Source organism: Aeromicrobium massiliense JC14 (assembly GCF_000312105.1).
Lineage (GTDB): Bacteria > Actinomycetota > Actinomycetes > Propionibacteriales > Nocardioidaceae > Aeromicrobium > Aeromicrobium massiliense.
On sequence record NZ_HE978637.1, the window covers coordinates 1022371 to 1047292 of the forward strand.

The following is a 24922-nucleotide window of genomic DNA, read 5'->3' on the forward strand; positions in this document are numbered from 1 at the left end:
GGGTCCGGCACCCCTGCGGAGCTACTCGCGCGGGCGCAGCCGGACGTGCGGCAGCGCGGGCGCGGGCAGCGGCGCGCCGCCGTGACCGGGCACGGTGCCGAAGCGGGCGACGCCGACCGGGTCGCCGGCGATCGCCGCCTGCCACTGGTCGCGGGCCTCGACGACCTCCTCGTGCGTGCGGCCGACGAAGTTCCACCACATGAGCACCTGCTCGCCGAACGGCTCCCCGCCGATCAGCACGGCGCGGACGTCTCGCTCGCCGGCGCGCAGCTCGAGGACGTCGCGGCCGGGGCCGGTGTACGCCAGCCAGGCCGGCTCGACCGGCTGCCCGGCGACGGTCAGGTCGCCGGCGTCCAGGAGCACGCCGTGCTCGAACGCCGGGTCGACCGGGAGCCGCACGGTGGTGCCGGCGGGCACGTCGACCTGCGCGGCCACGAGCGGCGAGTAGGCGCGAGCCGGTGACGTGGCGCCGGCCAGCGAGCCCAGGAACACCTGCACGCGGGCGCCGTCGACGTCGACGACCGGCGGGTCGGCGACGTGCTCGAACGCCTGCGCACCGTGGCGGGCGTCCTCGGGCAGGGCGGTCCACAGCTGGTAGCCGTGCAGCACGCCCTGCTGCGGGAACCGCGCGAGCGTGCCCTCCTCGGAGTGACTGATGCCGTGCCCGGACGTCATGAGGCTCAGCTGGCCCGGCTCGACTGTCTGCACGGACCCGAGGGCGTCCTGGTGCAGCACCCGGCCCTCGAACAGCCAGGTGACCGTCTGCAGGCCGATGTGCGGGTGCGGCGGGACGTCCATGCCGCCGGTCTGCGCGATGTCGTCGGGACCGTAGTGGTCGGCGAAGCAGAACGGGCCGACCAGCGAGCGTCCGCGGGAGGGAAGCGTGCGGCGCACCGTCATGGCTCGTGGACCGCCCAGGGGCACGTCGCGCGGCGGCACCAGCTCGACGCCGGCGGGCGCGGGCTCGGCCGTGCAGCGCTGCTCGTCGGGCCGCGGGTCAAGGTTCGTCATGGGGCCTCCCTCGCGGTCAACCTATCCGGCCCGGGCACGCCGGGTGGCCGGCGGGCCAGCACGTCGAGCAGGGTGCGCAGGGCCGTGGCGCCGACGCCCGGGCACTCGCTCTCGCGCGGCCCCGCCACGTCCAGGGCCACGTCGCCGGGCAGGGCCTCCAGCCACGTGCGCACGGCCCGGCCGTCGCGCGGGTCGGCGACGAGCACCGGGCGGCCGAGCAGGCCCGCCTCGACGAGCGTCAGGTCGGTGCCCGGCGAGGCGACGTGGGCGGGCCGCAGCACCAGCACGGCGTCGCTGTCGCGCACGTTCAGCCGGGTGCGGACGGCCGGGTCGGCCGTGTCGGTCTCGCGCAGCCGCGGGAACCGCAGCCGGACCCCGGGCGGCTCCGGCGCGTCCTCGGCCCGGCCGCCGCGGGGGCACCAGCCGGCGTACGACAGGCCGAGCCGGACGGCGGCCTCCAGGCCGGCCCGGTCGACGCCGGTCTGTCCCCCGGACACGACGCGCACGACGCTCATCGCCCCAGGGTCGCAGCCGTCAGGGCTGCTCGCCGCCGAGGTGGCCGGACAGCCGGGCGTGCCGCTGGGCGCTGGGGCCGCTCAGGCCGACGATGCGCACCTGCTTGCCCTTGCGGCCGTACTTGGTCTCGACCGCGTCGAGCGCCGCGACCGTCGAGGCGTCCCACACCTGGGCGCCGGACAGGTCGACGACGACGCGGTCGGGGTCGTGGGCGTAGTCGAACTGGGCGTAGAGGTCGTTGCTCGACGCGAAGAACAGCTGCCCCGTGACCCGGTAGATCGCGGTCTCCCCCTCGGCCCCGTGGACGAGCGAGCGGTCGACCTGGGTCACGTGGGCGACGCGGCGCGCGAACAGGGTCATGGCCACCAGCACGCCGACGGCCACGCCGATCGCGAGGTTGTGGGTGGCCACGACGACCGCCACGGTCACGAGCATGACGAGGGTCTCCGACCAGGGCATGCGGCGCAGCGTCGCCGGCCGGACGCTGTGCCAGTCGAACGTCCCGACCGAGACCATGATCATCACCGCGACGAGGGCCGCCATCGGGATCGCCGCCACCACGTCGCCGAGGCCCACGACGAGCACGAGCAGGAAGGCGCCGGCCAGGAACGTCGACACCCGCGAGCGGGCGCCGGACGCCTTCACGTTGATCATCGTCTGGCCGATCATGGCGCAGCCGCCCATGCCGCCGAAGAAGCCGGTGACGATGTTCGCGCCGCCCTGGCCCCACGCCTCGCGAGTTTTGTCCGAGCCGGTGTCGGTCACGTCGTCGACGAGCTTGGCGGTCAGCAGCGACTCCAGCAGGCCGACGAGCGCGAGGCCCAGCGCGTAGGGCGCGATCACCCGCAGCGTCTCCAGGGTGAACGGCACGTCGGGCACGAGCAGCGACGGCAGGCTGTCGGGCAGGGCGCCCTCGTCGCCGACATCGGGCACGTCACGGCCCCACACCAGCACGACGACGGTGATGACGATGATCGCCACCAGCGGGGCGGGCACGACCGACGTGACGCGGGGCAGCGTCGCGATCATGGCGATGCCGGCCAGCACCAGCGGGTACACGACCCACGGCACGTCCACCAGGTGCGGCAGCTGGGCGAGGAAGATGAGGATGGCCAGCGCGTTGACGAAGCCGACCATGACCGAGCGCGGGATGAACCGCATGAGCCGGGCGACGCCGAGCAGCGCGAGCACGACCTGGATGACGCCGCCGAGGATCACCGCGGCGATGAGGTGGTCGAGCCCGTGGCTGTCCACGAGCGGCGCGACGACCAGCGCGACGGCACCTGTGGCGGCCGAGATCATCGCCGGGCGGCCGCCGAGGAAGGCGATCGTCACCGCCATGGTGAACGAGGCGAACAGGCCGACCTGCGGGTCGACGCCGGCGATGATCGAGAACGAGATCGCCTCGGGGATCAGAGCCAGCGCGACGACGAGTCCGGCGAGCACCTCGGTGCGCAGCAGGCTCGGCGAGCGCAGGACGTCGCGGACGCGCGGAGAGGCGTCGGCGGGCAGCGTCATGGGGCTCCGTTCGGGGTCCGGGCGCGCGGGGGCACGCCGGGGAGGCGGTGGCAGGATGGGGGCGCCGCGTCGCGGCACCGACCGATCGTAACCTCACGCAACGTGAGAGTCCGACCCGCGCGAGCGTGAGAGGGGACAACGTGGCCGACGCCCTGCTGCGCATCGGCGAGGTCGCCGCCCGCACGGAGCTCTCGTTGCGCTCGCTGCGGCACTGGGAGGAGGTCGGCCTGCTGCGTCCGTCCGGCCGCACCGAGGGCGGCTTCCGGCTCTACACCGAGGACGACGTCGAGCGGATCCTCGTGGTGCGCCGCATGAAGCCGCTCGGCTACACGCTCGAGGAGATGTCGGTCGTCATGCGTGACATCGAGGCGCTCGGGGCCGGCGTCGGGGGCGACGAGCGCGCGGCCGCGCTGGCCCGGCTGGACGCCCTGCGCGCCGACGCCGCCGACCGAAGGGCCCGGCTCGAGCGCCAGCTCGGCATGGCCGACGAGTTCCTGTCGATCCTGGACGCGCAGCCGAGCGGCTAGGCCTGCGCCCCGAGCGGCAGCGAGCGGACGCTCTCGAACCGGCGCACGGTGCCGTCCACCGGGTCGGTGAACGCCAGCGACGCCGCGAGCAGCTGCAGCGGCTCGGTGAAGTCGTCGACCTCGACGTCGCGCACCTGCGGGTACAGCGGGTCGCCCACGATCGGGACGCCCAGGCCCCACAGGTGCATCCGGAGCTGGTGGGTGCGTCCGGTGCGCGGGCTCAGCCGGTAGACCGCCAGGTCGCCACGGCGTTCCTCCAGCTCGACCAGGGTCTCGGCGTTCGGCGGCGGACCGGGCACGACCTCGGCCTGCCACGTGCCGCGGCGCTTCACCAGGTGGTCGCGCACGGTCGTGGGCAGCACCAGCTCGTCCCGGTACGGGGCCAGCGCCCGGTACGTCTTGCCCACGCGTCCGTCCTGGAACATCGACTGGTACGGGCCGCGCCAGCGCCGCTCGGTGGCGAGCATGAGCAGGCCGGACGTGACCCGGTCCAGGCGGTGCAGCGGCGAGAGCTCGGGCAGGCCGAGCTCCTCGCGCATCCGCACGACGACGCTCTCGCGCACGTGCCGCCCGCGCGGGATCGACGACAGGAACGGCGGCTTGTCGACGACCACCAGCCGCTCGTCGCGGTGCACGACGTGGATCGTGCCGGGCACGGGCGGCTCGTCGCGCAGGTCGCGGTGGAACCACACGAAGGTGTGCGGCGCGTAGGGGTCGCCGTCGGCCAGCGGACGTCCGTCGGCCAGGACGAACCGCCCGGCGGCGAGCATCTCGCCGACCGCGACGCCGTCGGGCAGCTTGTCGCGCAGCCAGGCGCCCATCGTCGGCCACGGCCGCGGGTCGGCCGGGTCACGGTCGGGCGTGCGCACCCACGCGGGACCCAGCCCGTGACGGGTGGGCAGCGGCGGACGAGGGGGCACCGGGTGATCGTAGGCGGTCCACGCCACCCACCGGCGGGCCGTGGCCCCGGCAGGGCGCACACTTCGTGCATGAACGCTCTCCCCCGGAGCCTTCGGTGATCGTCCCCGTGCGCGAGGGCGTCTTCTTCACCACGCCTCCGGCCCTGCCGAAGGGACGCCACGGGCTGTCCCACCGCGAGGTGCTGACGCGCCAGCGCGAGCGGCTGATGATCGCCGCCACCGAGCTCATGGCCGCCGACGGCTACCGCAGCCTGGGCGTGCGCGACGTGTCGACCCGGGCCCACGTCTCCCAGCCGTCCTTCTACGAGTGCTTCACCGACAAGGACGCGTGCATCTTCGCCGCGTACGACCGGTTCCTCACCGTCCTGGCCGAGCGGATGCTGTCGTCGGTCGACACGCCGGCCACCACGCCGTGGGACGAGGTGGTGTCGCGGGTCGTCCTCGCCTTCGCCGGCACGCTGGAGGCCGACCCCGTCGTCGGGCGGGCCTTCATGCTCGAGCTCGAGGGACTCGGGCGGCCGGCCCGCGAGCGGCGTCGCTCGGCCATCCACGCCATCGCGCTGCTGCTCAAGACCGAGCGCGACCGGTACTGGCCCGGCGCGGCCGGCGTGCCGCTGTCGGCCTACGCCGCGGGCGTCTACGCCATGCGTCAGCTGACCGCCGACCAGCTCGACGAGCCCGGGGCGGACCCGCCCGTGCGCGGCGTGGCGACCGAGCTCGTGCCCACCATCGCGACCATGCTGCGCCCGGAGGTCGTCGGCTAGCCGGCGGTCAGGTGAGGATCGGCGGCACGACGACCGGACCGGCCTCGGGCGGGCGCGGCTCGTCCTGCGGGTGCAGGCGGACGGCCACGAGGGCGACGTCGTCCTCGGGTCGCTCCCCCAGCATCCGGGTCAGCAGCGCGTCGCACAGCGTCTCCAGGTCGGCACCGGACGCCTCGAGGTCGCTCAGCTCGGCCGCGAGCCGGGCGACGCCCTCCTCGAGCGGCTGGTCCCGCCGCTCGACCAGCCCGTCGGTGTAGAGCAGCACCGTCGACCCGCGCTGGAGCTCGGCCACCGACTCGTGCCGGTCGGCGTCCGACGACAGCCCGAGCAGCAGGTCGGGTCGGTCGGCCTGCAGCACGTCGACCCGCACCCCGTCGTCGGCACCCGGGCAGGCGACCAGCGGCGGCGGGTGCCCGGCGTTCGACCAGCGCAGCCGGGTGACGCCGTCCTGGCGGTCCTCGGGCGACTGCTCCAGGCGGGCGGCCACGACGGTGGCGGTGGTGTCGATGAGCAGCGTGGCGATCGCCTCGTCCAGCCGGGTGAGCGACTCGGCCGGCCCGGCGTTGGTGGTGACGGCGATGCCGCGCAGGATGCTGCGCAGCTGGCCCATCGCCGCGGCGGCGGCCGTGTCGTGGCCGACGACGTCGCCGATGACGATCATCGTCGCCCCGCCGGGCTGCAGGAAGGCGTCGTACCAGTCGCCGCCGACCCGCGCGGTCTCGGCGGCCGGCACGTAGCGGACGGCCACCTGCAGGTGGTCGGGCTCGGGCGGCGCGGTCATCATGCTGCGCTGCAGGGTCTCGGCGAGGTCGCGCTGCTCGGCGTACAGGCGCGAGTTGTCCAGCGCCAGGCCGGCCCGTGCGGCCGCCTCCTCGAGCGTGGCGACCTCCTCGGCCGAGAAGGCGGGACGGCCGGCGTCGCGGAAGACGGTGAGGACGCCGGACGTCCGCCCGCGTCCGTTGAGCGGCACGACCACCGCGCTCTGCGGAGCCAGCTCGCGCAGCACGTCGGTCGCCTCACCCGGCGCGAGCACGGCCGCCACCCGGTCCACCGCGTCGTGGTCGACGACCGTGGTCGTCCCGTCGGAGATCGCGCGGCGGACGAAGGAGGACTCCAGCAGCGCGTCGAGGCGGAGCAGCGCGTAGCGCTCGACCAGCGGACGGAAGGCCTCGTCGGCGTGCCACCAGCCGACGTCGCGCAGGCCGCGCCGCCAGGGGCCGCTCGGCGCCGAGGCGTCCTCGGCCAGGGTGACGACGCACCAGTCGCCGAGCGTCGGCACGACGAGCCGGGCCAGGCGGTTGCCGGCGTGCTCGGGGTCGAGCGTGCCGGACAGCGCGTCGGTGACCTCGCGGAGCAGCTCGGCACGCTGCGCGGCCCGGGCCATCGTCTGCTGCGCCTCGCGCCGCTGGGTGACGTCGAGGAAGTACACGGCCAGGCCGTCCTCGACGGGCCACGCCCGCACCTCGTACCAGCCGTCCAGCGGCGGCGGGTAGTACGCGTCGAACGAGACGGGCGTGCTCATCGCGACCGCGTCGCGGTACGACCGCTCGAAGACGGTGCCGACGGTCGCCGGGAACAACTCCCACACGACCTCGCCGATGATCGGCCGGCCGATCGCGCCGAGCAGCTCGGCGGCCCGGGCGTTGACGTACGTGAACCGCCACTGCGCGTCCAGGTGGTAGTAGGCGGCCGGCATGGCCTCCAGCACCCGGCTGACCGAGGCCTCCTCCTCACGGGCGGCGGTGACGTCGCTGGCGACGCCCAGGACGCGGACCGCCGTGCCCTCGGCGCCGGGCAGCGCGCTGCCGCGGGCCGAGACCCAGCGCAGCCCGCCGTCGGGCAGCACGACGCGGTACTCGGCCTCGTACCGGCCGCACGTGGCGATCGCCGCGGACAGCGCCCGGCCCACGCGGGCGCGGTCGTCGGGGTGGACGCACGCGTTGAACGCCTCGATGGTGCCGCCGAACTGGTCGGCGGACAGGCCGAACAGGGTGAGCAGGCGCTCGTCCCAGCGCAGCTCGCCGGTGACCAGGTCCCAGTCGAACGCGCCCACGCCGCCGGCGTCGATCGCCATCTGCCAGACCAGGCGCTCGGAGTCGTGCTCGAGCTCCAGCGCCGCCAGCTCCAGCTGGGCCACGACGGGCGCGGCGAGCACCTCGAGCAGGCGGACGTCGTCGTCGCTCCAGACCCGTGGCTCGGGGCCGTGGACGCAGAGCGCGCCGACCACGTGGCCGTGCGCCACCAGCGGCACACCGAGGTAGGAGCCGACGTCGCCGCCGACGACCGGCGGCAGGTGGGCGACCCGCGGGTCGGCGGCACCGTCGTCGACCCGCACGGGCACGGCGGCGTCGACGGTGACGGTGCACAGCGACTCGGCCGACGCGGACTCGGTGCCGACGAGCGCGGACGCCGCTCCGGTGGCGCCGACGACGGTCTGGACGTCGGAGATGATCGAGACCTGGGCCGACGGGGCGCCCAGCAGGGCGGCGACGTGCTCGGCCAGCCGGTCCAGCTCGGGCAGCGACCCGGCGCGGGCCAGGCGGCGCGCGTGCGCCAGGCGCCCGGCCACGTCCTGCGACGTGCTCACCGGCGTACCTCGGTCGTCCACGGGCACCTCTCGTCGGGGTGACGATCCGGCGGACCGTGCGGGCTCCATGATCCCATGGCGCGGCAGTGCGCCGTGACCGAACCCGGCGACTACTCCGCGACCGTGCGGTCGCGTCCGCTGCGCTTCGCGCGGTACAGGCTCTCGTCGGCGCGACGCAGCAGCTCGTGGGCGTCGACGTGCACGTCGCGGGCGGTCGCGACGCCGATGCTGACGGTGATCCGCCGGTCGATCAGGTCGCTCCAGTCGTGGTCGCGGACGCCGAGCCGGACGCGCTCGCAGGCCTTGAACGCCTGGGCCTCGTCGCACTCGGGCAGCACGACCACGAACTCCTCGCCGCCCAGCCGGACGACGGTCGCGGCGGCCGACACCGTGTCCTCGAGCCGGCGGGCGAGCTGGCGCAGCACCTGGTCGCCGACCAGGTGCGAGGTGGAGTCGTTGACCGCCTTGAAGTGGTCGACGTCGATGACCGCCAGCGACAGCACGAGTCCCTCGGTGCGGGCGCGCGACTCCAGCGCGGTCAGCTGCGCCTCGAGGAACCGGCGGTTGTACAGGCCGGTCAGGGCGTCGCGCAACGCCATGTCGCGGAACTGCTCGGCCTCGCGGCGTCCCTCGCGCACCTCGAACACCAGCTGGGTGAGCTCGGCCTGGCGCTCGCGGTCGTCGTCGCGCTGGGCCTCGGCCTCCTCGTCGTAGCGCAGCATCTCGTGGAACGCGGCCTCGTAGTCGCCGCGGCCGGCGTGCAGCAGCGCGCGCTCACGACGGGCACGGACCCCGATCGAGCCGAGGCCACCACGGCTCTCGCACACCTTCATGCAGCGCTCGACCGTCTCGGCCGCCCGGTCCAGCGCGCCGGAGAGCCGCTGCACGCGCACGAGCGTCAGCAGCACCTCGGGCAGCAGGTCGGCCTCGTCCTCGTCGGGGATGCCGCCGTTCACGAGCGGGAGCAGGAGCGACTCGGCCTGGTCGTAGTCGCCGCGCAGCGTCGCGACGGCGGCGACGGTGTCGATGTCGCCCGGGCGCAGCGGGATGCCCGTGGAGTCCGACAGCTCCTGCAGCCGCTCGACGAGGTGGGTGGCCTTCTCGACCTCGCCGCGCTGGTAGGCGCCGTAGGCCATGTTGTTGAGCACCGAACGGGCCATCTGGTGGTTGCCGTGGGTGGTCGCGATGTCGAGCGCCTCGTTGTGGTGGCGCGTCGCGTCGTTGCTGATCGCCGTCTCCAGCGTCATCGCCAGCACCACCAGGTGGGCGCCACGGAGCAGCGGCGGGACGTCCTCGGGCAGGTACTCGACGCTCAGCACGCCGTGGCGGCGCGCCTCGGTCATGTCGCCGACGTAGAAGTGCTGGTAGGCGAGCAGCAGGTGGCTGCGGGCGAGCACGTGGGCCTGGCCGTTGTCGGCGGCCCAGCGGTTCACCTGGTCCAGGACGGGGGCGGCGCTGGCGAGGTCGCCCGCGCGCATGCTGGCGTCGGCGATGACGAGCCGGGCGCGGGCCTCGAGGTCGTCGCGCCCCAGCAGCAGAGCCTGCTCCTGGACCTCCGCGGCGACGAGCGGATCCTCCGACGTGCGGTCGATCTCCATGCCCAGGAGGACGTCGTCGAGCGCGGCCGCATCCGGCACCGGCGTGTCACGCGTCGACGTCATGGGGACATTGTCGGGCATGGCAACGAAAAAAACCGCGACTCGCGCATGATCCGTGCCACGCGTCTGCGAGTCGGTCTCCCGGGGGCCGACCCCGTACCCTTGCGCCGACGTCCGTCCACCCGCAGATCCCCCGGGAGCCCCCTCATGATGCGTCGCGCCGCGCTCGCCGTGCCGGCCCTCGCCCTCGCCGTCCTGGCCGGCTGCTCCGGCGGCACGGACGGCGGCCTCACGCCGGCAGCCACCACCACGCCGGCGCCGTCCGCCCCGACCGCGACGCTGCCCACGCCCGCGCCGACCCCCACCGGTGACGAGACCGGCGGGGCCGACGAGGACCAGGACACCGACGACGGCTCGGTCGACGTGCGCATCCAGAACGAGCGGAAGTTCGGCGACGACCCGGTGGTGGCTCAGTTCCGGCTGCTGACCTCGGCGATCTACCGCAGCATCAACGGCGGCGAGCTCGTGCCCGAGCTGGACGAGCTGGGCAGCGAGCAGGTGCGCGACTTCGTCTCCCGCACCGCGTCCGTCGCGTGGGAGCGCGGCTGGCAGGTTCCGACCGACCCGCTGTTCCGCGTCGCCGTCTCCGACGGCACCCAGCTGAAGGTGTGCGTCCGCGGCGACACCCAGCAGTTCCTGGACGGATCCGGGCAGCCGGTCAACGACAGCGACCGCACCTGGTACCGCATCGTGCTGACCGCCGAGGGCGCCCCGGACGCGGTCCGGTTCACGTCGTACGAGCCCGAGGGCACCTGCCGCGCGTCCTGACGCCGCTCACAGCATGCGGCTGAGGTGGCCGTGGCGGCGCACCACGGTGTGCCACAGCACCAGCCCCACGTGGGTCGCCACGACGACGCCGAGCACCACCTGGGTGCCGACGTGGAGCACCAGGAACGACTCACCGGCCAGCGCGAGCAGCAGCCCGCTCGCCGGCACGACGAGCAGCAGCGCGAGCATCGCCTTCTCCATCAGGCCCTCGAGCCGTCGTTGCCCGGGGCCGAGGTGCTCGGCCCACGGCGGCAGCGCGACGACGCGCCGACGCACGAGCCGGACGACGCCCAGCAGGAAGATGCCCAGGCCGAGCAGCACGTGCACCTCGACGCCGCTGACGCCGTCGTCCAGCACGGACCCGGACGCGACGTCGCGCAGCTCCTGCGAGCCCGCCTCGTCGTCGAGCCGGTCGGCCGCGTCCTCGCGCCGCTCGATCTCGGCCTCGAACCGCTCCTCGGCGGCCTCCCCCTGCTGCTCGGCCGCCTCCTCGCCCCGGTCCTCGGCCCGGTCGACGGCCTGCTCGGCGCGGTCGACGGCGGTGCCGGTGTCCATGGTGAGCCCGACGACCAGCTGGGTCAGCAGCGCCACGACCGTCAGCCAGTGCAGCACCTTGGCCGTCGTGCCGTAGCCCTGCGGCGCGTGCGGTGCGGACATGCGCCGCAGGCTAGCCCGGTGGTAGGGGCGACGGGCGCCGTACGGCGCTCAGCCGGCCGTGACCAGGCGGACGACCGCCACGGTGCCGACGACGACGATGAGCGTCCGCAGCGCAGGGGCCGGGAGGCGGCGGCCGATCCGCGCGCCGACCAGGCCGCCGAGCGTGGCGCCCACGGCGACGAGCAGCACCACGTGCCAGTCGATGCGGTCCCACGCGACGAGCATGAAGGTGACCGCGGCGACCGCGTTCACGACCGTGGTGAGCACGTTCTTGACCCCCACGACGGACTGAAGCGCGATGCTCGTCATGACCGTCATCAGGCCCATGACCAGGATGCCCTGGGCGGCGCCGAAGTAGCCGCCGTAGACGCCGAGCAGGCCGATGCCGACCGCGAGGGCGGCGGTGCGGGCGGGCGTCATCGCGACGTCGTGGCCACCGCGACGGCGGGCGGCGCGACGCTGCACCGCGGGTCCGGCCACGACCATGACCAGGCCCACGACGATGAGCACCGGCACGATCGCCCGGAACGCGGACGACGGCAGCACGAGCAGCAGCACCGCACCGGCGACGCCGCCGGCCAGGGAGGCCGGAAGCAGGCGGCGCAGCAGCGGCCCCTGGCCGACGAGCTCGCGGCGGTAGCCGAACGAGCCGGTCAGTCCGCCGCCGACCAGGCCGATGTTGTTCGAGACGTTGGCGACGACGGGCGGGTAGCCGAGCAGCAGCAGCGTCGGGAAGGTCACGAGCGTCCCCGAGCCCACGACGACGTTGATCGTCCCGGCCCAGAACCCCGCGGCGAGGATGGCGACGGTCTCCAGCACGGGGGCCTCAGGCGCCGAGCAGCAGCACGAGCACGGCCACCGCGACGGCGACCACCAGCACGCCGGCCGCGACGGCCGGCCCGGCCGACGACGAGGCCGCGGCGGCGGTGCCGACGCGCAGCTCGGCGGCGGTGCGCCGGTAGCGCAGCGTGCCGTAGCCGACCCCGAGCGCGCCCACCACGACGAGCAGGCCACCGGCCACGAGGCTGGCGGTCGTCACCTCGCCGGCGTCGCCGAACCGCGCCACGGCCAGGCCGACGACCATCACGTTCGCGCCCGTGCGCAGCCAGGCCAGCTGGGTGCGCTCGTTGGCCAGGTGGTCGCGGGGTCCGCCGATGCTCTCGCCCATGACGGCATCCTGCCCCAGACGCGAGCAGCCACCTGCCAGGGGCTTACCCCGCAGGTGGCTGCTCTCCACGCTCGCCGGTCCGTCAGCCGCCTCTCGGCGAGTGGCCGCTCGTGGCGGCGGGTGGTGAGGCCCGGGGGCATGAGTCGGACCGGCACCCTGCACAACGGGGTGGGCCCGGGGATTGTTCCGGCGCGGGCAACATCCTCGTCATGCGGACGTCCTACGCTGCCGGGGTGAGCGACGTCCTCGATCCCCACCCCCGCCTCGCACTGCTGCACCTGCGCACGAGCCGGCGGCACGCGCCGTGGTTCCAGGAGAAGCTGGACGTGCTGAACGACGCCACCGTGCGGGTGGCCGAGCGGCTCGGCTGGCGGGTCGAGCCGGTCGCCTCGGCCGAGGCAGGCGTCGAGGCGACGCTGGCCACGGTCGACCGCGCCGACGCGGTCGTGCTCATGGGCGGCGAGGACGTCGACCCGCGCACCTACGGCGGTCCGCTCGACTACCCGGGCAGCGGCATGCACGAGCCGCTCGCCGACGAGGCGCACCTGGCCGCCGTGCGGCGCTGCGTCGAGGCCGGCACCCCGCTGCTCGGCCTGTGCCGCGGGCTCCAGCTGGTCAACGTCGCGCTCGGCGGCACGCTCGTGGCGCACCTGCCCACCGTGTCCGGGCACCGTCACCCCGACGACTTCGTGCGCAACCGCGTGCGGCTCGTGGGCACGGCGCTCGAGGGTGACGTCGACGCCGAGCAGGACGTCCGCTGCACGCACCACCAGGCGGTCGACCGGCTGGGTGACGGCCTGGTCGTGGCGGCGCTGGCCGGGGACGGGGTCGTCGAGGCCGCCGTCCACGAGACGGCGCCGGTCACCGGCGTCCAGTGGCATCCCGAGCACCCCGACACTGCCGACGACCAGCTCGCCGCCCTGCTCGAGCGGCTGCGTCGCCAGGCGGCGGAGGCGACGACGCTGTCGGTGGCGGGCTGAGGCCCGTCGGTCAGGCGCGGCGCAGCAGGTAGGTGTCCATCACCCAGCCGCGCGCCTGCTTGGCCGCCGTGCGACGCGCCTGGATGTCGCCGGCGACCTCGTCCAGCCGGCCGGCGACCAGCTGCTCGTCGGACGAGCCGAGGTTCGCGCCCCACCACACGCGCCAGGCCGAGGGATCGGGCAGGCGCAGGCAGGCGAGCCCGCCGTCGAGCATCACGACGAGGTTGTCGCCGTGATCGGCGTCCTGCAGCAGCCGGCGTCCGGTCGTGATGGTGATCGGCCCGCCGATCGTGTTGAGCACGAGCCGGTGCCGGGCGGCGAGCAGCTGGACGCTGCTGAGCCCCGGCACGACCTCGACCTCGACCGGCACGACGCCGCGGGCCTCGATGCGCTCGGCCAGGCGTATCGCCGAGTCGTACAGGGCCGGGTCGCCCCACACGAGCACGGCCGCGTCGCCGTCGTGCTCCAGGAGCGCCCGCTCCCAGGCCTCGGCCCGCGCCTCGTGCCAGTCGCGCACCGCCCCGGCGTAGTCGGCCGGGTCGTCGCGGTCGCGCTCGGGATCGGGCACCGCGACCAGGTGCCACTCCCCCGTGACGTGCCGGTCGCAGATCGCCTCGCGCATCACGACGAGGTCGGCGGTGCCGGGGTGGTCGCCGGTCTTGTCGGCGACCAGGAGGAAGTCGACCTCGTTCAGCACCCGGGCGGCCTGGGCGGTCACCAGCTCGGGGTCGCCCGGCCCGAGCCCGACGAGCGCCAGCCTGCGCCGGGCGCTGCGCTCGCTCTCGCTCACTGGTCGTCCTCGAGGTCGCCCTCGACCTCCAGGTAGACGCGCGCCATCTCGGCCATGACCTCGGGGTCGGGCTCGGCCCACAGCCCGCGGTCGGCCGCCTCGTTGAGCCGCTCGACGATGCCGCGCAGCGCCCACGGGTTGGACGTCCGCATGAACTCCTGGGTCTCGGCGTCGAGCACGTACTCCTTGGCCAGCGACTCGTACATCCAGTCGTGCACGACGCCGGCCGTGGCGTCGAAGCCGAACAGGTAGTCGACCGTCGCGGCCAGCTCGAACGCGCCCTTGTAGCCGTGGCGGCGCATCGCGCCGATCCAGCGCGGGTTGACCACGCGCGAGCGGAAGACGCGGTTCGTCTCCTCCTGCAGCGTGCGCGTGCGGACCGCGTCAGGCGAGGTGGAGTCGCCGACGTACGCCTTCGGGTCCTCGCCGGTCAGCGCGCGGACCGTCGCGACCATGCCGCCGTGGTACTGGAAGTAGTCGTCGGAGTCGGCGATGTCGTGCTCGCGGGTGTCGATGTTCTTGGTCGCCACCTTGATGCGCCGGTACGACGTCCGCATGTCGTCGGCGGCCGGCACGCCCGCGAGGTCGCGCCCGTAGGCGAAGCCGCCCCAGGCGGTGTAGACCTCGGCCAGGTCGGCGTCGTCGCGCCAGGTGCCCGACTCCATGACCTGCAGGATGCCGGCGCCGTACGAGCCCGGCGCCGAGCCGAAGATGCGGGTGCGCGCGCGGCGCTCGTCCCCGTGCTCGGCCAGGTCGGCCTGCGTGTGGGCCCGGACGAAGTTCCGGTCGGCCGGCTCGTCGAGCGCCGCCACGAGCTGCACCGCGTCGTCGAGCATCGCCACGACGTGCGGGAACGCGTCACGGAAGAAGCCCGAGATGCGCACCGTGACGTCGATGCGGGGACGGCCGAGCTCCTCCAGCGGGACGACCTCGAGGTCGCTCACGCGGCGCGAGGCCTCGTCCCAGACCGGCCGGACGCCGAGCAGCGCGAGCACCTCGGCGATGTCGTCGCCGCTCGTGCGCATCGCCGACGTGCCCCAGACCGACAGGCCCACCGACGCGGGGTACTCGCCGGTCTCCTCCAGGTAGCGCTCGAGCAGCGACTCGGCCATCGCCTGGCCGGTGCCCCAGGCGAGGCGCGACGGCACGGCCCGCGGGTCGACCGTGTAGAAGTTGCGGCCGGTCGGCAGCACGTTGACCAGCCCGCGCAGCGGAGAGCCCGACGGCCCGGCCGGCACGTAGCCGCCGTCGAGCGCGTGGAGCACGGCGTCGAGCTCGTCGACGGTGCCGGCCAGGCGCGGCACGACCTCGGTGGCGGCGAACCGCAGCACGCGCTGGACCTCCGGGTCGTCGTGCAGCCCGGTCGCGGCCTCCGGGTCCCAGCCCGCGGCCTCCATGGCCTCCACGAGCGAGCGCGCCCGCTCCTCGACCGCGTCCACGGCCGAGGTCGCCTCGCCGCCCTTGAGGCCGAGCGCCGCACGCAGGCCCGGGACCGCTCCGGCCTCGCCGCCCCACACCTGCTGGGCGCGCAGGATCGCGAGCACCAGGTCGACGCGCACCGACCCCTCCGGCGCCTGCCCGAGCACGTGCAGGCCGTCGCGGATCTGCACGTCCTTGATCTCGCAGAGCCAGCCGTCGACGTGCATGATGAAGTCGTCGAACGCCTCGTCGTCCGGCTGGCTCTCCAGGCCCAGGTCGCGGTGCATCTCGGCCGAGCGCATGAGGGTCCAGATCTCGCCACGGATCGCCGGCAGCTTGGCCGGGTCCATCGCCGCGATGTTGCCGTACTCGTCGAGCAGCTGCTCCAGGCGCGCGATGTCGCCGTACGTCTCGGCCCGCGCCATCGGCGGGATGAGGTGGTCGACGATCACGGCGTGGGCGCGGCGCTTCGCCTGCGCCCCCTCGCCCGGGTCGTTGACGAGGAACGGGTAGATCAGCGGCAGGTCGGCGATCGCGGCGTCGGTCGCGCACGACGCCGACAGGGCCGCGTTCTTGCCCGGCAACCACTCCATCGAGCCGTGCTTGCCCAGGTGGACGACGGCGTGGGCGCCGAACCCGTGCCGCACCCAGCGGTAGGCGGCCAGGTAGTGGTGCGAGGGCGCCATGTCCGGGTCGTGGTAGATCGCGACCGGGTTCTCGCCGAAGCCGCGCGGCGGCTGGATGAGGATCACCACGTTGCCGGCCTGCAGCGTCGCCAGGACGATCTCCCCGCGGTCGTTCACGAAGAGCGTGCCGGGGGCCGCGCCCCACGCCTCGACGATCTCGTCGCGCAGGTCCTGCGGCAGGTCGGCGGTCCAGGCCGCGTACTCCTCGGGCGTGATGCGCACGTGCGAGTCGGTGAGCTGGGCGTTGGTGAGCCACTCCTCGTCCTGGCCACCGGCCGCGATGAGCGTGTGGATGAGCAGGTCACCCGCGGCGGTGTCGTCGTCCATGGCCAGGATGCGCGTGACCTCGTTGTTCCCGCCGAGGTCGTACCCGGCGGCGGCCATGCGGCGCAGCATGCGGACCGCGGAGACCGGGGTGTCCAGGCCGACGGCGTTGCCGACGCGGCTGTGCTTGGTCGGGTAGGCCGACAGCATGAGGGCGACACGGCGGTCGGCCGCCGGCACGTGCCGCAGCCGCGCGTGGTGCACCGCGATGCGGGCGACGCGGTCGCAGCGCTCGGCGTCGGCGACGTAGTGCGGCAGGCCGTCCTCGTCGACCTCCTTGAACGAGAACGGCGCGGTGATGATGCGGCCGTCGAACTCGGGGATGGCGATCTGGTTGGCCGAGTCGAGCGGCGTGACGCCGTCGTCGTTGGCCAGCCACTCCTCGCGGCTCGACGTCAGGCACAGCCCCTGCAGGATCGGGATGTCGAGCGCCGCCATGCGCGCGACGTCCCAGGCCGCGTCGTCGCCGCCGGCCGAGGCGCCCGCGGGGGTGGCGCCGCCGGCTGCCAGGACCGTCACGACGAGGGCGTCGAGCGACCCCAGCGCGTCGTAGAGGTCGTCCGGGGCGGAGCGCAGCGAGCTGGAGAAGACGGGCCGGCCGACCGCCTCGCCGGTCGCGTCGATCGCGTCGGCCAGCGCGTGGGCGAAGTCCTCGTTGCCGGCCGTGTGGTGCGCGCGGTAGAACAGCACGCCGACCTGCGGGAGCCCGGCCGCCGCGTCGGCGACCTCGGGCCGGTCGAGCCAGCCCCAGGCCGGCACGGTCAGCGGCGGCTCGAAGCCGTCGCCGGTCAGCAGCACGGTGTCGGAGCAGAACGCGTGCAGCTGACGGAGGTTCTCGGGGCCGCCCTCGACGAGGTAGCGGTGGGCCTCGGCCGCGACGCCGACCGGCACGGTCGACATCTCCATGAGCTCGGCGTTCGGCGTCAGCTCGCCGCCCAGCACGATCATCGGCTTGCCGGTCGCGCGGATGCGCTCGAAGCCGCCGCACAGGTCGTCCGGCGATCCCAGGAGCCGGCAGATCACCAGGTCGGACGCCTCGATGACCTCGGCCATCGACTGGTGGCCCTCGACCTGGCGCGACGGGTTGGCCCAGACGTAGTCGGCACCGCTGGCGCGGGCCGAGAGCAGGTCGGTGTCCGAGGTGGACAGCAGGGCGATGCGGGTCATGCTTCTCCTTCGATGGAGGCGGTCTCGGTCTCGAGGCGCAGGTCGGCCAGCGGCCGTCCGGCGACGAGGTGCTCGCGGACGAGCCGGTCGGTGTCGTCGGGGGTCAGGGGCCCGTACCAGGCGCCGTCGGGGTGGACGACGGCCACGGGCCCGTGGTTGCACGGGAACAGGCAGCCGGTCTGGGCCATGAGGACGTCGTCGTCGGTCAGGCCCTGCTCGACGAGCGCCCCGACCAGCGAGCGGTACGTCGCGTCCGAGCCCCGGGCGCTGCAGCGCGGTCCGCGGCACAGCAGCAGGTGGTGGCGGTGGGCGGGCGGGCGCTCCCACGCCGTGGACGACAGCGCCGCCTCGCGGCCCGTGATCGTCCGCGCGCCGAAGTGGATCGTCGGCGGGTCGACCTGCTGGCGGTGCCAGTGCCCCGCGACCCGGCCGACCCAGGAACGGGCGTAGGTGAGGTCGTCGGTGCTGACCGGCTCCAGCCGCACGGCCGCGACGTCGTCGGCGTGCAGCTCGTCGAGCAGGCGGGTGAGGCTCGGCTCCCCGCCCTGCAGGAAGGCCAGGCGCGCACCCGCGGCCTCGGCGGCCCGGGCCAGCACGCCGACCCGCGCGGCGTCCGGCAGCGCCGTCGCCACGTGCACGAGGACGGTCTCGTCCTGCTCGCTCACGGGTGCCACACCACCGTCAGGCGCTCGGCGACGGCGTGCCGCTCGACCTCGGCGCGGACGCCGTAGACCCGCTCGACAAGCGGGCTGCTCAGCACCTCGGCGACGGGGCCGGACGCGACCACGCGTCCGCCGGCGAGCACCACGAGCCGGTCGCAGTAGGCGGCGGCGAGGTCGAGGTCGTGCAAGGCCGCGACGGTCGTGACACCGAGCCGCCGGACGGTGCGCAGCAGGTCGATCTGGTGGCCGAGGTCGAGGTGGTTGGTGGGCTCGTCGAGCATCAGCACGGACGGCTGCTGGGCCAGCGACCGGGCGAGCTGGACGCGCTGCCGCTCCCCGCCCGACAGCGTCTGCCAGCGCCGGTCGGCGAGGTGGGCGACGTGCGCCGCGACCATCGCCTGCTCGACGACACCGGTGGCCGGGTCGGCCGATCCGGGCCAGCGGCCGCGGTGCGGGATGCGGCCGAGATCGACGACCTGGCGGGCGGTGAGGTCGAGCGACGTGGTCGCCTGCTGCTCCAGCAGGGCGACGAGCCGGGCGCGCTCGCGCGTGGGGACGTCCGAGGCCTCCCGCTCCCCCAGCCGCACGTGGCCGGAGGTCGGCCGGGCCAGGCCGGCGAGCAGCGTCAGCAGGCTGGTCTTGCCCGAGCCGTTGGGCCCGATGAGTCCCGTGACCGAGCCGGCCGGGACGGACGCGGTGACGCGGTCGAGCACGCGGGCGCCGCGGCGGACCCACGAGACGTCCTGCACCTCGAGCCTCATGCGCTCCTCCCCTCGCGGCGAAGCAGCCAGGCGAACACGGGGGCGCCGACGGCGGCGGTGACGACGCCGACCGGCACCTCCTGCTCGGGGACGACGGTGCGCGCCAGGGTGTCGGCCAGGACGAGCAGCAGCGCACCGGCCAGGGCACTGAGCGGCAGCAGGCGGCGGTGCAGCGGCCCGCAGGCGAGCCGGACGAGGTGGGGCACGACGAGGCCGACGAAGCCGATCGCGCCGGTGAACGAGACGAGACCGGCCGTGACGAGGGCGGTGGCGACCATGAGCGTCCACCGCGTCGCCTGGACGCTCACGCCGAGCGAGCCGGCCGAGACCTCGCCGAACGCGAACGCGTCCAGCGCCGACGTGTAGGCCATGACGAGCGCGAAGGTCAGCAGCACCAGCACGACGAGCGTGACGGCGCCGCTCCAGCGCACCCCGGCCAGCGACCCGAGCGTCCAGCTGAGCACGCGCCGCGCGGCATCACGGTCGCCGCTGAGCAGCACGACGAACGACGTGTAGGCCGCGCACACCTGACCGATCGCGACGCCGGCCAGCACGACCCGGGTGGGCGGCAGGGCGCCGGTTCGCCCGGCGGCGAGGACCAGCACGAGCGCGAGCGCGGCGAGCGCGCCCGCGAAGGCACCGACCCCCACGAGGGCCGTGCCCACGAGGCCGGCGAACGAGACCCCCAGCACGATGACGCTGACCGCGCCGACGGCCGCGCCGTTGGAGATGCCGAGGAGGTACGGGTCGGCCAGGTCGTTGCGCGTGAGCGACTGCAGCACCGCGCCGCACAGCGCGAGACCGGCGCCGGTGGCCGCGGCGCCCAGCACCCGGGGCAGCCGCAGCTCCCACACGATGCGGTCGTCGAGCACCGACACGTCCAGGCCGCCGGCCCCGAGCCGCCGGGCGACGACCTCCAGGACAGTGCCGGCCGGCAGGTGCACCGAGCCGACCATGAGCGCGAGCGTCATCGCCACGACCAGCAGGGCCGCCATGACGACGACCCCGCCGGCGTACCGGACGCGCCACGGCGCGCGACGCTCCCTGCGCTGCAGCATCAGGACCCGGCGAGCTCTCGCAGCTGGTCGGACACCTTCTGCGCGCCGTCGACGAGCCGCACGCCGGGCGTGGACTCGGAGTACGCGACGGTCACGATGCGGTCCTCGCGGACGGCGCGGAGCTTGCGCAGCACCGGGTCACGGCGCAGGTGCGCGCGCTTCTCGGCCGCGGTCGACCACGAGGCGTCGGCGAGCACGATGACGTCCGGGTCGGCCTTGACGACCTGCTCCCACGAGACCTCGGCCCACCCGCCGTCGAGCCCGGCGAAGACGTTGGTGGCCCCGACGGCGTCCAGCACGACCTGGGGCCCGCCCTCCCCGGCGCCGGCGTACGCGGTCTTGTCGCCCGAGTCGTACCAGAACACGTCCAGGCCGCGCCCGGCCGCGGTCTCGGCCAGCTCGTCGACGACGGCCTGCTGCTCGGCCTCGACCTCGTCGGCCCGCTCGGGGACGCCGAACGCGGTCGCCACGGCGTGCACCTCGTCCCACACCGACGCGAAGCCGACCTCGGCCTTGTCGCCGGCGTCGGGGCAGCCGAACGGCGACAGGTACGTGCCGACGCCGAGCTCGGCGAGCTCGGCCTGCCTGCCGGCCGCGTCGGCCTCGAACGCGCTGGCGTAGGAGCCGTAGACGAAGTCGGGCTCCTCGGCCAGCACGGTCTCGTGGGAGGGATACTCGGCGGCGAGCACGTCGACGCTGTCGTACGCCTTCGCGAAGCGCGGCGCGACGGCGTCGTCGAGGTAGGCGGTGCCGGCGAGCCGGTCCTCCAGCCCGAGCGCGAGCGCGACCTCGGTGGCGCCCTGGTTCATGGTGATGGCCGCCTTCGGCGGCGCGTCGAGGGTGCTGGTGTGGCCGCAGCTGGTGACGTCGACCGGGAAGCCGGACGACGCCGGCTCGGCGTCGGCCGCGTCGGTGGGCGCGCCCGCGCAGGCGGACAGCAGCATGGCGGCCGCGAGGGCCAGGGCCGGGAGAGCACGACGGGACACGAGGGTCGCTTTCGTCCGGAGGCCTGTGCGCGAGGCCTGGTTGGCGGGTGACGCAGACGGGTGTCTGCGGCCAGCAGGTCTTCGGACTCGGGATCATCCGGACGGAGCGCCTTCCCGGACTCTCGTCCAGTGGCTTCGTTGCTCCGCCCGTCACCCTCACCGCTGCGCGTCAGTCCCGGACTCTCACCGGGTTCCCTGGCTCATCGCTGAGTTTGACTGGCAGGAGGAACCTAGCAGGCGCGACCGCCCCGCGGGAACCTCGTCGGAACCTCGTCAGCCCGGCAGCGGTCCGCCCGGCTCCGCCATCGCCAGGAGCACGGTGCGCGCGTGGGCGAGCCGCTCGGGGCTCAGCGTCGGGTCCCACGGAGCGGCCCCGGCGAGCCCCTCGGCCGCGGCACGACTGAGCGGCCGGGCCCTGGCACGATGACCGCGTGACCGAACGGACCCGCCGCGACCTGTGCCCCGGCCTCCTGCGCCCTTGGATCGCCGACGACGGCGCCCTGGTGCGCGTCCGCGTGCCGGGCGGGATGCTGCCGACGCCGGCGCTCGCGGGGCTGCTCGAGGTCGCCGACGCGCACGGCGACGGGGCGGTGCACCTCACCAGCCGGGCCAACCTGCAGGTGCGCGGCATCCCGCACGACGACGGCTGCCTGTCCGACGCCGTCGTGGACGCGGTGATGGCCACCGGGCTCATGCCGTCCGTCTCGCACGAGCGGGTCCGTAACGTCATGGCCTCGCCGCTCACCGGCCGGGCCGGTGGGCGCGCCGACCTGCGCCCCGTCGTGCGCGAGCTGGACGCCCTGGTGTGCGCCGACCCCACGCTCGCCGCGCTGGCCGGGCGCTTCCTGTTCGTGCTCGACGACGGCCGCGGCGACGTGGCCGGCCGTGACCTCGACCTCGGGCTCGTCGCGCTGTCCGCCGACGTCGTCCAGCTGCGGGCCGGGGCGTCGGCGTGGGGCCGGGTCGTCCCGGTCGCGGACGCCGCGACGGCGCTCGCGTCCCTCGCCGTCCGGTTCGTGCGGGCGGCCGGCGCGCAGCCGACGTCCCCGTGGCACGTCGACGAGCTCCCGGGCGCCGGCACGGCGGTGCTGGACGAGGTCGACGAGCGGCGACCGCAGACCCGGGTGGTGTCGGACCCGCCGCCGCTTGGCAGGATCCCCCAGGACGACGGCCGGCTCGCGCTGCACCTGGCGGTGCCCGACGGCCGTCTCGACCGGCGCCTGCTCGACGAGGTCCTCGCGCTGGGCGCCCCGGACGTCGTCGTGACGCCGTGGCGCACCCTGATCGTCCCCGACCTGGAGAACGCATGACGACCGCCCCGCCGACCCGCCGCTACGACTACGAGACCGACGGGGCGCAGATCTACGTCGACTCCTTCGCGACGATCCGCGCCGAGGCCGACCTGTCGCGCGTCCCGGCCGACGCCGAGAAGGTGGCGGTGCGGATGATCCACGCCTGCGGCCAGACCGACCTGACCCGCGACCTGGTGATCCACCCCGGGCTCGTCGCAGCGGCCCGCACCGCGCTGGAGGCCGGCGCCCCGATCATCACCGACGCGCACATGGTGGCCTCGGGCGTCACCCGCGCCCGGCTCCCCCGCGAGAACGACGTCGAGTGCTTCCTGCGCGACCCGCGCGTGCCGGACCTGGCCCGCGCGTGGTCGACCACCCGTTCGGCCGCCGCCGTGTCGCTGTGGGCCGATCGCATGGAGGGCGCCGTCGTGGCCTTCGGCAACGCCCCGACCGCGCTGTTCCACCTGCTCGAGATGCTCCGCGACGGCGCTCCGCGTCCGGCGGCGATCATCGGCACGCCGGTCGGCTTCATCGGCGCCGCCGAGTCCAAGCAGGCCCTGATCGACCTGGCCTCGGACGAGCCCGGCCTGGACGTGCCGTACCTCGTGGTCACCGGCCGCCGCGGCGGCTCGGCCATGGCCGCGTCCGCGCTCAACGCCCTCGCCCAGGAGCGCGAGTGAGCGGGCGGCTGTTCGGCGTCGGCGTCGGCCCCGGCGACCCCGAGCTCATCACCCTCAAGGCCGCCCGGCTCATCGGCGCCGCGGACGTCGTGGTCTACCACTCCGGCGTCGGCAAGCAGTCGAACGCGCGCCGCATCGCGTCCGGGCTGATCCCCGATGGCGTCGTCGAGGAGGAGCTCGTCTACCCGGTCACGACCCAGACGTCCGACCACCCGGGCGGCTACGCCGGCGCGATGGCCGACTTCTACGCCGAGTGCGCCGACCGGCTGCGCGTCCACCTGGCCGCCGGCCGCGACGTCGTCGTGCTGGCCGAGGGCGACCCGATGCTCTACGGCTCGTTCATGTACCTGCACGACCGGCTCAGCGACGACTTCGAGACGCAGGTCGTGGCTGGCGTCCCGGCGTTCGCCGCCGCCACCGCGACGACGGCGCTGCCGCTGGTGCGCCAGACCGACGTGCTGGCGGTGCTGCCCGGCACGCTGCCCGAGCCCGAGCTCGCGCGCCGCCTGGCCGACACCGACGGCGCCGTCATCATGAAGCTCGGCCGCACGTTCGCGAAGGTGCGCTCCGCGCTCGAGCAGGCGGGACGCGTCGAGGGCTCCTGGTACGTCGAGCGCGCCTCGATGGACGCCGAGCGGGTGCTGCCCGTGGCCGACGTGGACCCCGAGACCGTCCCGTACTTCTCGATCGTGCTGGTGCCGGGCGACACCCGTCCGGGCGTGAAGCGGTACGAGGAGCCGGCTCCCGCGGCCGTCGAGCCGGCGTCCGACGCCGAGGTCGTCGTCGTGGGCCTCGGTCCGGGCCCCGATCGCTGGCTCTCCCCCGAGGCGTCCCAGGTGCTCGCCGAGGTCGGCCACGTCATCGGGTACGGGCCGTACGTCGAGCGGGTCCCGCAGCGTCCGGGCCTCGTGCGTCACGCGTCGGGCAACACCGTCGAGGTCGACCGCGCCCGCGAGGCGCTCGAGCTCGCGCTGGCCGGCGAGCGCGTCGCCGTGGTCTCCGGCGGCGACGCGGGCATCTTCGGCATGGCGTCGGCCGTGTTCGAGGCGGCCGAGGACGAGCGCTACGCCGGGGTCGCGGTGCGGGTGGTGCCCGGCATCTCGGCCGTGCAGGCCGTCGCCGCCAAGGCCGGCGCCCCGATCGGCGCCGACTTCGCGGTGATGAGCCTGTCGGACCGGCTCAAGCCGTGGGACGTGGTGGTCAAGCGGCTGCGCGCGATCGCGGAGGCGGACCTCGTGCTCGCGCTCTACAACCCGCGCTCGCGCTCACGCACCGAGCAGGTGGCGCAGGCGCAGGCGGTGCTGCTGGAGCACAAGGCGCCCGAGACGGTCGTGGTCGTGGGCCGCGACGTCGGCCGCGCCGAGGAGAGCCTCACCGTGACGACGCTCGGCGAGCTCGACCCGGAGACCGTCGACATGAAGTGCCTGCTGCTCATCGGCGCGTCGTCCACCCGGGTCACGCCGGCCGGCCGCGTCTGGAGCCCCCGCTTCGTCGAGCAGGCCTGAGCCGTGGACCGGGTCCGGCTCGCCGTCGTCGCGTTCGCGCTGCTGCTGATGGCGCGCTCGGCCGTCGCCCCGCTCGAGGTCGTCGCGCTCGACACCGTGCTGCTCGTCCTGGGACTCGTCGCCGCCGCCGTGGTCCCGTGGACGTGCGTCGCGAACCACCGCAGGCACCCGATCGCGTCCAACCGGACGGCCGCGGCCGTGGCCGCCGCCGGGTTCGTCGTGCTGGTCGGGTACCTGGCCGTCTCCACGGGCGAGGACGGAACGTCGGTCGGCTCGGGTCTGGCAGCGCTCGTCGCGCTCGTCGGACTCCTCGTCGGCGCCGTCACGACCAGCCGGCACGCGGCGGAGCGGACCTCGCCCCGTCGCTGAGCGGCCTCCCCGTCCCCGAGCGGTGAGCTGGCAACCTCATCACGGGTCGATCCGGTTGCTCACTCACCGCTCCCGAGGGGCGTCAGTCCGAGCGGTGACCTGGCAACCTCATCACCGGTCGATTCCGTTGCTCACCCACCGCTCCCGAG

23 protein-coding genes and 1 riboswitch are annotated in these 24922 nt (G+C 74.8%); of the genes, 8 read left to right on the forward strand and 15 right to left on the reverse strand.

Annotated features, from left to right (window positions below; all coding sequences use genetic code 11):
* Nucleotides 1–21: 21 nt before the first annotated feature.
* The 3 genes from HGAM_RS12235 to HGAM_RS12245 are packed head-to-tail and all read right to left on the reverse strand — an operon-like array spanning nucleotide 22 to nucleotide 3045.
* A complete protein-coding gene (locus HGAM_RS12235; RefSeq protein ID WP_019145789.1) occupies nucleotides 22–1011 on the reverse strand; it encodes a pirin family protein in 990 nt (329 codons plus the stop codon).
* Nucleotides 1008–1526, reverse strand: coding sequence for a YpsA SLOG family protein (locus tag HGAM_RS19160; protein WP_019145790.1), 519 nt, complete (start codon nucleotides 1524–1526; stop codon nucleotides 1008–1010). Before HGAM_RS19160 ends, HGAM_RS12235 begins: the two co-directional genes overlap by 4 nt.
* Before the next feature lie 19 nt (nucleotides 1527–1545).
* Nucleotides 1546–3045 carry a SulP family inorganic anion transporter gene (locus tag HGAM_RS12245; protein WP_019145791.1) on the reverse strand — a complete coding sequence of 500 codons (1500 nt, stop codon included), beginning with the start codon at nucleotides 3043–3045 and terminating at the stop codon, nucleotides 1546–1548.
* 140 nt (nucleotides 3046–3185) lie between these two features.
* On the opposite strand from HGAM_RS12245, the gene HGAM_RS12250 reads away from it, so the two are divergent.
* Nucleotides 3186–3572, forward strand: coding sequence for a MerR family transcriptional regulator (locus tag HGAM_RS12250; RefSeq protein WP_019145792.1), 387 nt, complete (start codon nucleotides 3186–3188; stop codon nucleotides 3570–3572).
* On the opposite strand, the gene HGAM_RS12255 is transcribed toward HGAM_RS12250, so the two are convergent.
* On the reverse strand, nucleotides 3569–4393 hold the full coding sequence (locus HGAM_RS12255) for a pseudouridine synthase (protein ID WP_081591967.1): 825 nt from the start codon (nucleotides 4391–4393) through the stop codon (nucleotides 3569–3571). The two genes, HGAM_RS12250 and HGAM_RS12255, sit on opposite strands and share 4 nt — an antisense overlap.
* A gap of 194 nt (nucleotides 4394–4587) precedes the next feature.
* Here HGAM_RS12255 and HGAM_RS19165 point away from each other — a divergent pair, with 194 nt between their 5' ends.
* Entirely contained in the window at nucleotides 4588–5256 is a 669-nt protein-coding gene (locus HGAM_RS19165) for a TetR/AcrR family transcriptional regulator (RefSeq protein ID WP_019145794.1), read from the forward strand.
* Between the two features lie 7 nt (nucleotides 5257–5263).
* Here HGAM_RS19165 and HGAM_RS12265 read toward each other — a convergent pair whose 3' ends face one another.
* Together HGAM_RS12265 and HGAM_RS19170 are read right to left on the reverse strand one after the other, a co-directional pair.
* Nucleotides 5264–7843 (reverse strand): SpoIIE family protein phosphatase, encoded by a 2580-nt coding sequence (locus HGAM_RS12265; RefSeq protein ID WP_019145795.1) that lies wholly within the window; start codon nucleotides 7841–7843, stop codon nucleotides 5264–5266.
* Between the two features lie 110 nt (nucleotides 7844–7953).
* The gene (locus HGAM_RS19170) at nucleotides 7954–9504 is read right to left on the reverse strand and encodes a GGDEF domain-containing protein (RefSeq protein ID WP_019145796.1); all 1551 of its coding nucleotides are present in this window, start codon (nucleotides 9502–9504) and stop codon (nucleotides 7954–7956) included.
* A 144-nt stretch (nucleotides 9505–9648) separates the two neighbouring features.
* Between HGAM_RS19170 and HGAM_RS12275 the strand changes: the two genes are divergently transcribed.
* Complete coding sequence (locus tag HGAM_RS12275) at nucleotides 9649–10269, forward strand: hypothetical protein (protein WP_019145797.1); 621 nt, start codon at nucleotides 9649–9651, stop codon at nucleotides 10267–10269.
* Nucleotides 10270–10275: 6 nt separating this feature from the next.
* Here the strand turns inward: HGAM_RS12275 and HGAM_RS12280 are convergent, their stop codons facing one another.
* From HGAM_RS12280 to HGAM_RS12290, 3 genes are read right to left on the reverse strand one after another with little or no spacing between them, the layout of a single operon-like run.
* A complete protein-coding gene (locus HGAM_RS12280; RefSeq protein WP_019145798.1) occupies nucleotides 10276–10926 on the reverse strand; it encodes a cytochrome b/b6 domain-containing protein in 651 nt (216 codons plus the stop codon).
* Between the two features lie 48 nt (nucleotides 10927–10974).
* Nucleotides 10975–11745, reverse strand: coding sequence for a sulfite exporter TauE/SafE family protein (locus HGAM_RS12285; RefSeq protein ID WP_019145799.1), 771 nt, complete (start codon nucleotides 11743–11745; stop codon nucleotides 10975–10977).
* A gap of 7 nt (nucleotides 11746–11752) precedes the next feature.
* The gene (locus HGAM_RS12290) at nucleotides 11753–12094 is read right to left on the reverse strand and encodes a YidH family protein (protein ID WP_019145800.1); all 342 of its coding nucleotides are present in this window, start codon (nucleotides 12092–12094) and stop codon (nucleotides 11753–11755) included.
* Between the two features lie 233 nt (nucleotides 12095–12327).
* Between HGAM_RS12290 and HGAM_RS12295 the strand changes: the two genes are divergently transcribed.
* A complete protein-coding gene (locus tag HGAM_RS12295; protein ID WP_019145801.1) occupies nucleotides 12328–13074 on the forward strand; it encodes a gamma-glutamyl-gamma-aminobutyrate hydrolase family protein in 747 nt (248 codons plus the stop codon).
* A gap of 10 nt (nucleotides 13075–13084) precedes the next feature.
* On the opposite strand, the gene cobF is transcribed toward HGAM_RS12295, so the two are convergent.
* The 6 genes from cobF to HGAM_RS12325 are packed head-to-tail and all read right to left on the reverse strand — an operon-like array spanning nucleotide 13085 to nucleotide 20927.
* On the reverse strand, nucleotides 13085–13864 hold the full coding sequence (cobF, locus tag HGAM_RS12300; RefSeq protein WP_019145802.1) for a precorrin-6A synthase (deacetylating): 780 nt from the start codon (nucleotides 13862–13864) through the stop codon (nucleotides 13085–13087).
* Complete coding sequence (gene cobN / locus HGAM_RS12305) at nucleotides 13861–17460, reverse strand: cobaltochelatase subunit CobN (RefSeq protein WP_019145803.1); 3600 nt, start codon at nucleotides 17458–17460, stop codon at nucleotides 13861–13863. Before cobN ends, cobF begins: the two co-directional genes overlap by 4 nt.
* The gene (locus HGAM_RS12310) at nucleotides 17457–18125 is read right to left on the reverse strand and encodes a (2Fe-2S) ferredoxin domain-containing protein (protein ID WP_019145804.1); all 669 of its coding nucleotides are present in this window, start codon (nucleotides 18123–18125) and stop codon (nucleotides 17457–17459) included. The genes cobN and HGAM_RS12310 overlap by 4 nt, the downstream gene beginning before the upstream one ends.
* Nucleotides 18122–18883 (reverse strand): ABC transporter ATP-binding protein, encoded by a 762-nt coding sequence (locus HGAM_RS12315; protein WP_019145805.1) that lies wholly within the window; start codon nucleotides 18881–18883, stop codon nucleotides 18122–18124. The genes HGAM_RS12310 and HGAM_RS12315 overlap by 4 nt, the downstream gene beginning before the upstream one ends.
* Nucleotides 18880–19941, reverse strand: coding sequence for an iron chelate uptake ABC transporter family permease subunit (locus tag HGAM_RS12320; RefSeq protein WP_019145806.1), 1062 nt, complete (start codon nucleotides 19939–19941; stop codon nucleotides 18880–18882). Before HGAM_RS12320 ends, HGAM_RS12315 begins: the two co-directional genes overlap by 4 nt.
* A complete protein-coding gene (locus HGAM_RS12325; protein WP_019145807.1) occupies nucleotides 19941–20927 on the reverse strand; it encodes an ABC transporter substrate-binding protein in 987 nt (328 codons plus the stop codon). Before HGAM_RS12325 ends, HGAM_RS12320 begins: the two co-directional genes overlap by 1 nt.
* A 55-nt stretch (nucleotides 20928–20982) precedes the next feature.
* Nucleotides 20983–21163: riboswitch (cobalamin riboswitch) on the reverse strand.
* Between the two features lie 195 nt (nucleotides 21164–21358).
* Here HGAM_RS12325 and HGAM_RS12330 point away from each other — a divergent pair.
* The 4 genes from HGAM_RS12330 to HGAM_RS12345 are packed head-to-tail and all read left to right on the forward strand — an operon-like array spanning nucleotide 21359 to nucleotide 24773.
* Nucleotides 21359–22237: a hypothetical protein gene (locus HGAM_RS12330; protein ID WP_019145808.1), complete on the forward strand. Its 879-nt coding sequence runs from the start codon at nucleotides 21359–21361 to the stop codon at nucleotides 22235–22237.
* Nucleotides 22234–22899 carry a precorrin-8X methylmutase gene (locus tag HGAM_RS12335; RefSeq protein ID WP_019145809.1) on the forward strand — a complete coding sequence of 222 codons (666 nt, stop codon included), beginning with the start codon at nucleotides 22234–22236 and terminating at the stop codon, nucleotides 22897–22899. Before HGAM_RS12330 ends, HGAM_RS12335 begins: the two co-directional genes overlap by 4 nt.
* On the forward strand, nucleotides 22896–24404 hold the full coding sequence (locus HGAM_RS12340) for a precorrin-2 C(20)-methyltransferase (RefSeq protein ID WP_019145810.1): 1509 nt from the start codon (nucleotides 22896–22898) through the stop codon (nucleotides 24402–24404). The genes HGAM_RS12335 and HGAM_RS12340 overlap by 4 nt, the downstream gene beginning before the upstream one ends.
* A gap of 3 nt (nucleotides 24405–24407) precedes the next feature.
* Nucleotides 24408–24773: a hypothetical protein gene (locus HGAM_RS12345; protein WP_019145811.1), complete on the forward strand. Its 366-nt coding sequence runs from the start codon at nucleotides 24408–24410 to the stop codon at nucleotides 24771–24773.
* Nucleotides 24774–24922 lie beyond the last annotated feature (149 nt).

Bases quoted from the DNA above. Each gene is read 5' to 3' on its own strand.
- HGAM_RS12235 (WP_019145789.1), bottom strand. From the start codon at position 1,011: ATGACGAACCTTGACCCGCGGCCCGACGAGCAGCGCTGCACGGCCGAG.
- HGAM_RS19160 (WP_019145790.1), bottom strand. From the start codon at position 1,526: ATGAGCGTCGTGCGCGTCGTGTCCGGGGGACAGACCGGCGTCGACCGG.
- HGAM_RS12245 (WP_019145791.1), bottom strand. From the start codon at position 3,045: ATGACGCTGCCCGCCGACGCCTCTCCGCGCGTCCGCGACGTCCTGCGC.
- HGAM_RS12255 (WP_081591967.1), bottom strand. From the start codon at position 4,393: ATGGGCGCCTGGCTGCGCGACAAGCTGCCCGACGGCGTCGCGGTCGGC.
- HGAM_RS19170 (WP_019145796.1), bottom strand. From the start codon at position 9,504: ATGACGTCGACGCGTGACACGCCGGTGCCGGATGCGGCCGCGCTCGAC.
- HGAM_RS12275 (WP_019145797.1), top strand. From the start codon at position 9,649: ATGATGCGTCGCGCCGCGCTCGCCGTGCCGGCCCTCGCCCTCGCCGTC.
- HGAM_RS12280 (WP_019145798.1), bottom strand. From the start codon at position 10,926: ATGTCCGCACCGCACGCGCCGCAGGGCTACGGCACGACGGCCAAGGTG.
- HGAM_RS12290 (WP_019145800.1), bottom strand. From the start codon at position 12,094: ATGGGCGAGAGCATCGGCGGACCCCGCGACCACCTGGCCAACGAGCGC.
- cobN (WP_019145803.1), bottom strand. From the start codon at position 17,460: ATGACCCGCATCGCCCTGCTGTCCACCTCGGACACCGACCTGCTCTCG.
- HGAM_RS12315 (WP_019145805.1), bottom strand. From the start codon at position 18,883: ATGAGGCTCGAGGTGCAGGACGTCTCGTGGGTCCGCCGCGGCGCCCGC.
- HGAM_RS12320 (WP_019145806.1), bottom strand. From the start codon at position 19,941: ATGCTGCAGCGCAGGGAGCGTCGCGCGCCGTGGCGCGTCCGGTACGCC.
- HGAM_RS12335 (WP_019145809.1), top strand. From the start codon at position 22,234: ATGACGACCGCCCCGCCGACCCGCCGCTACGACTACGAGACCGACGGG.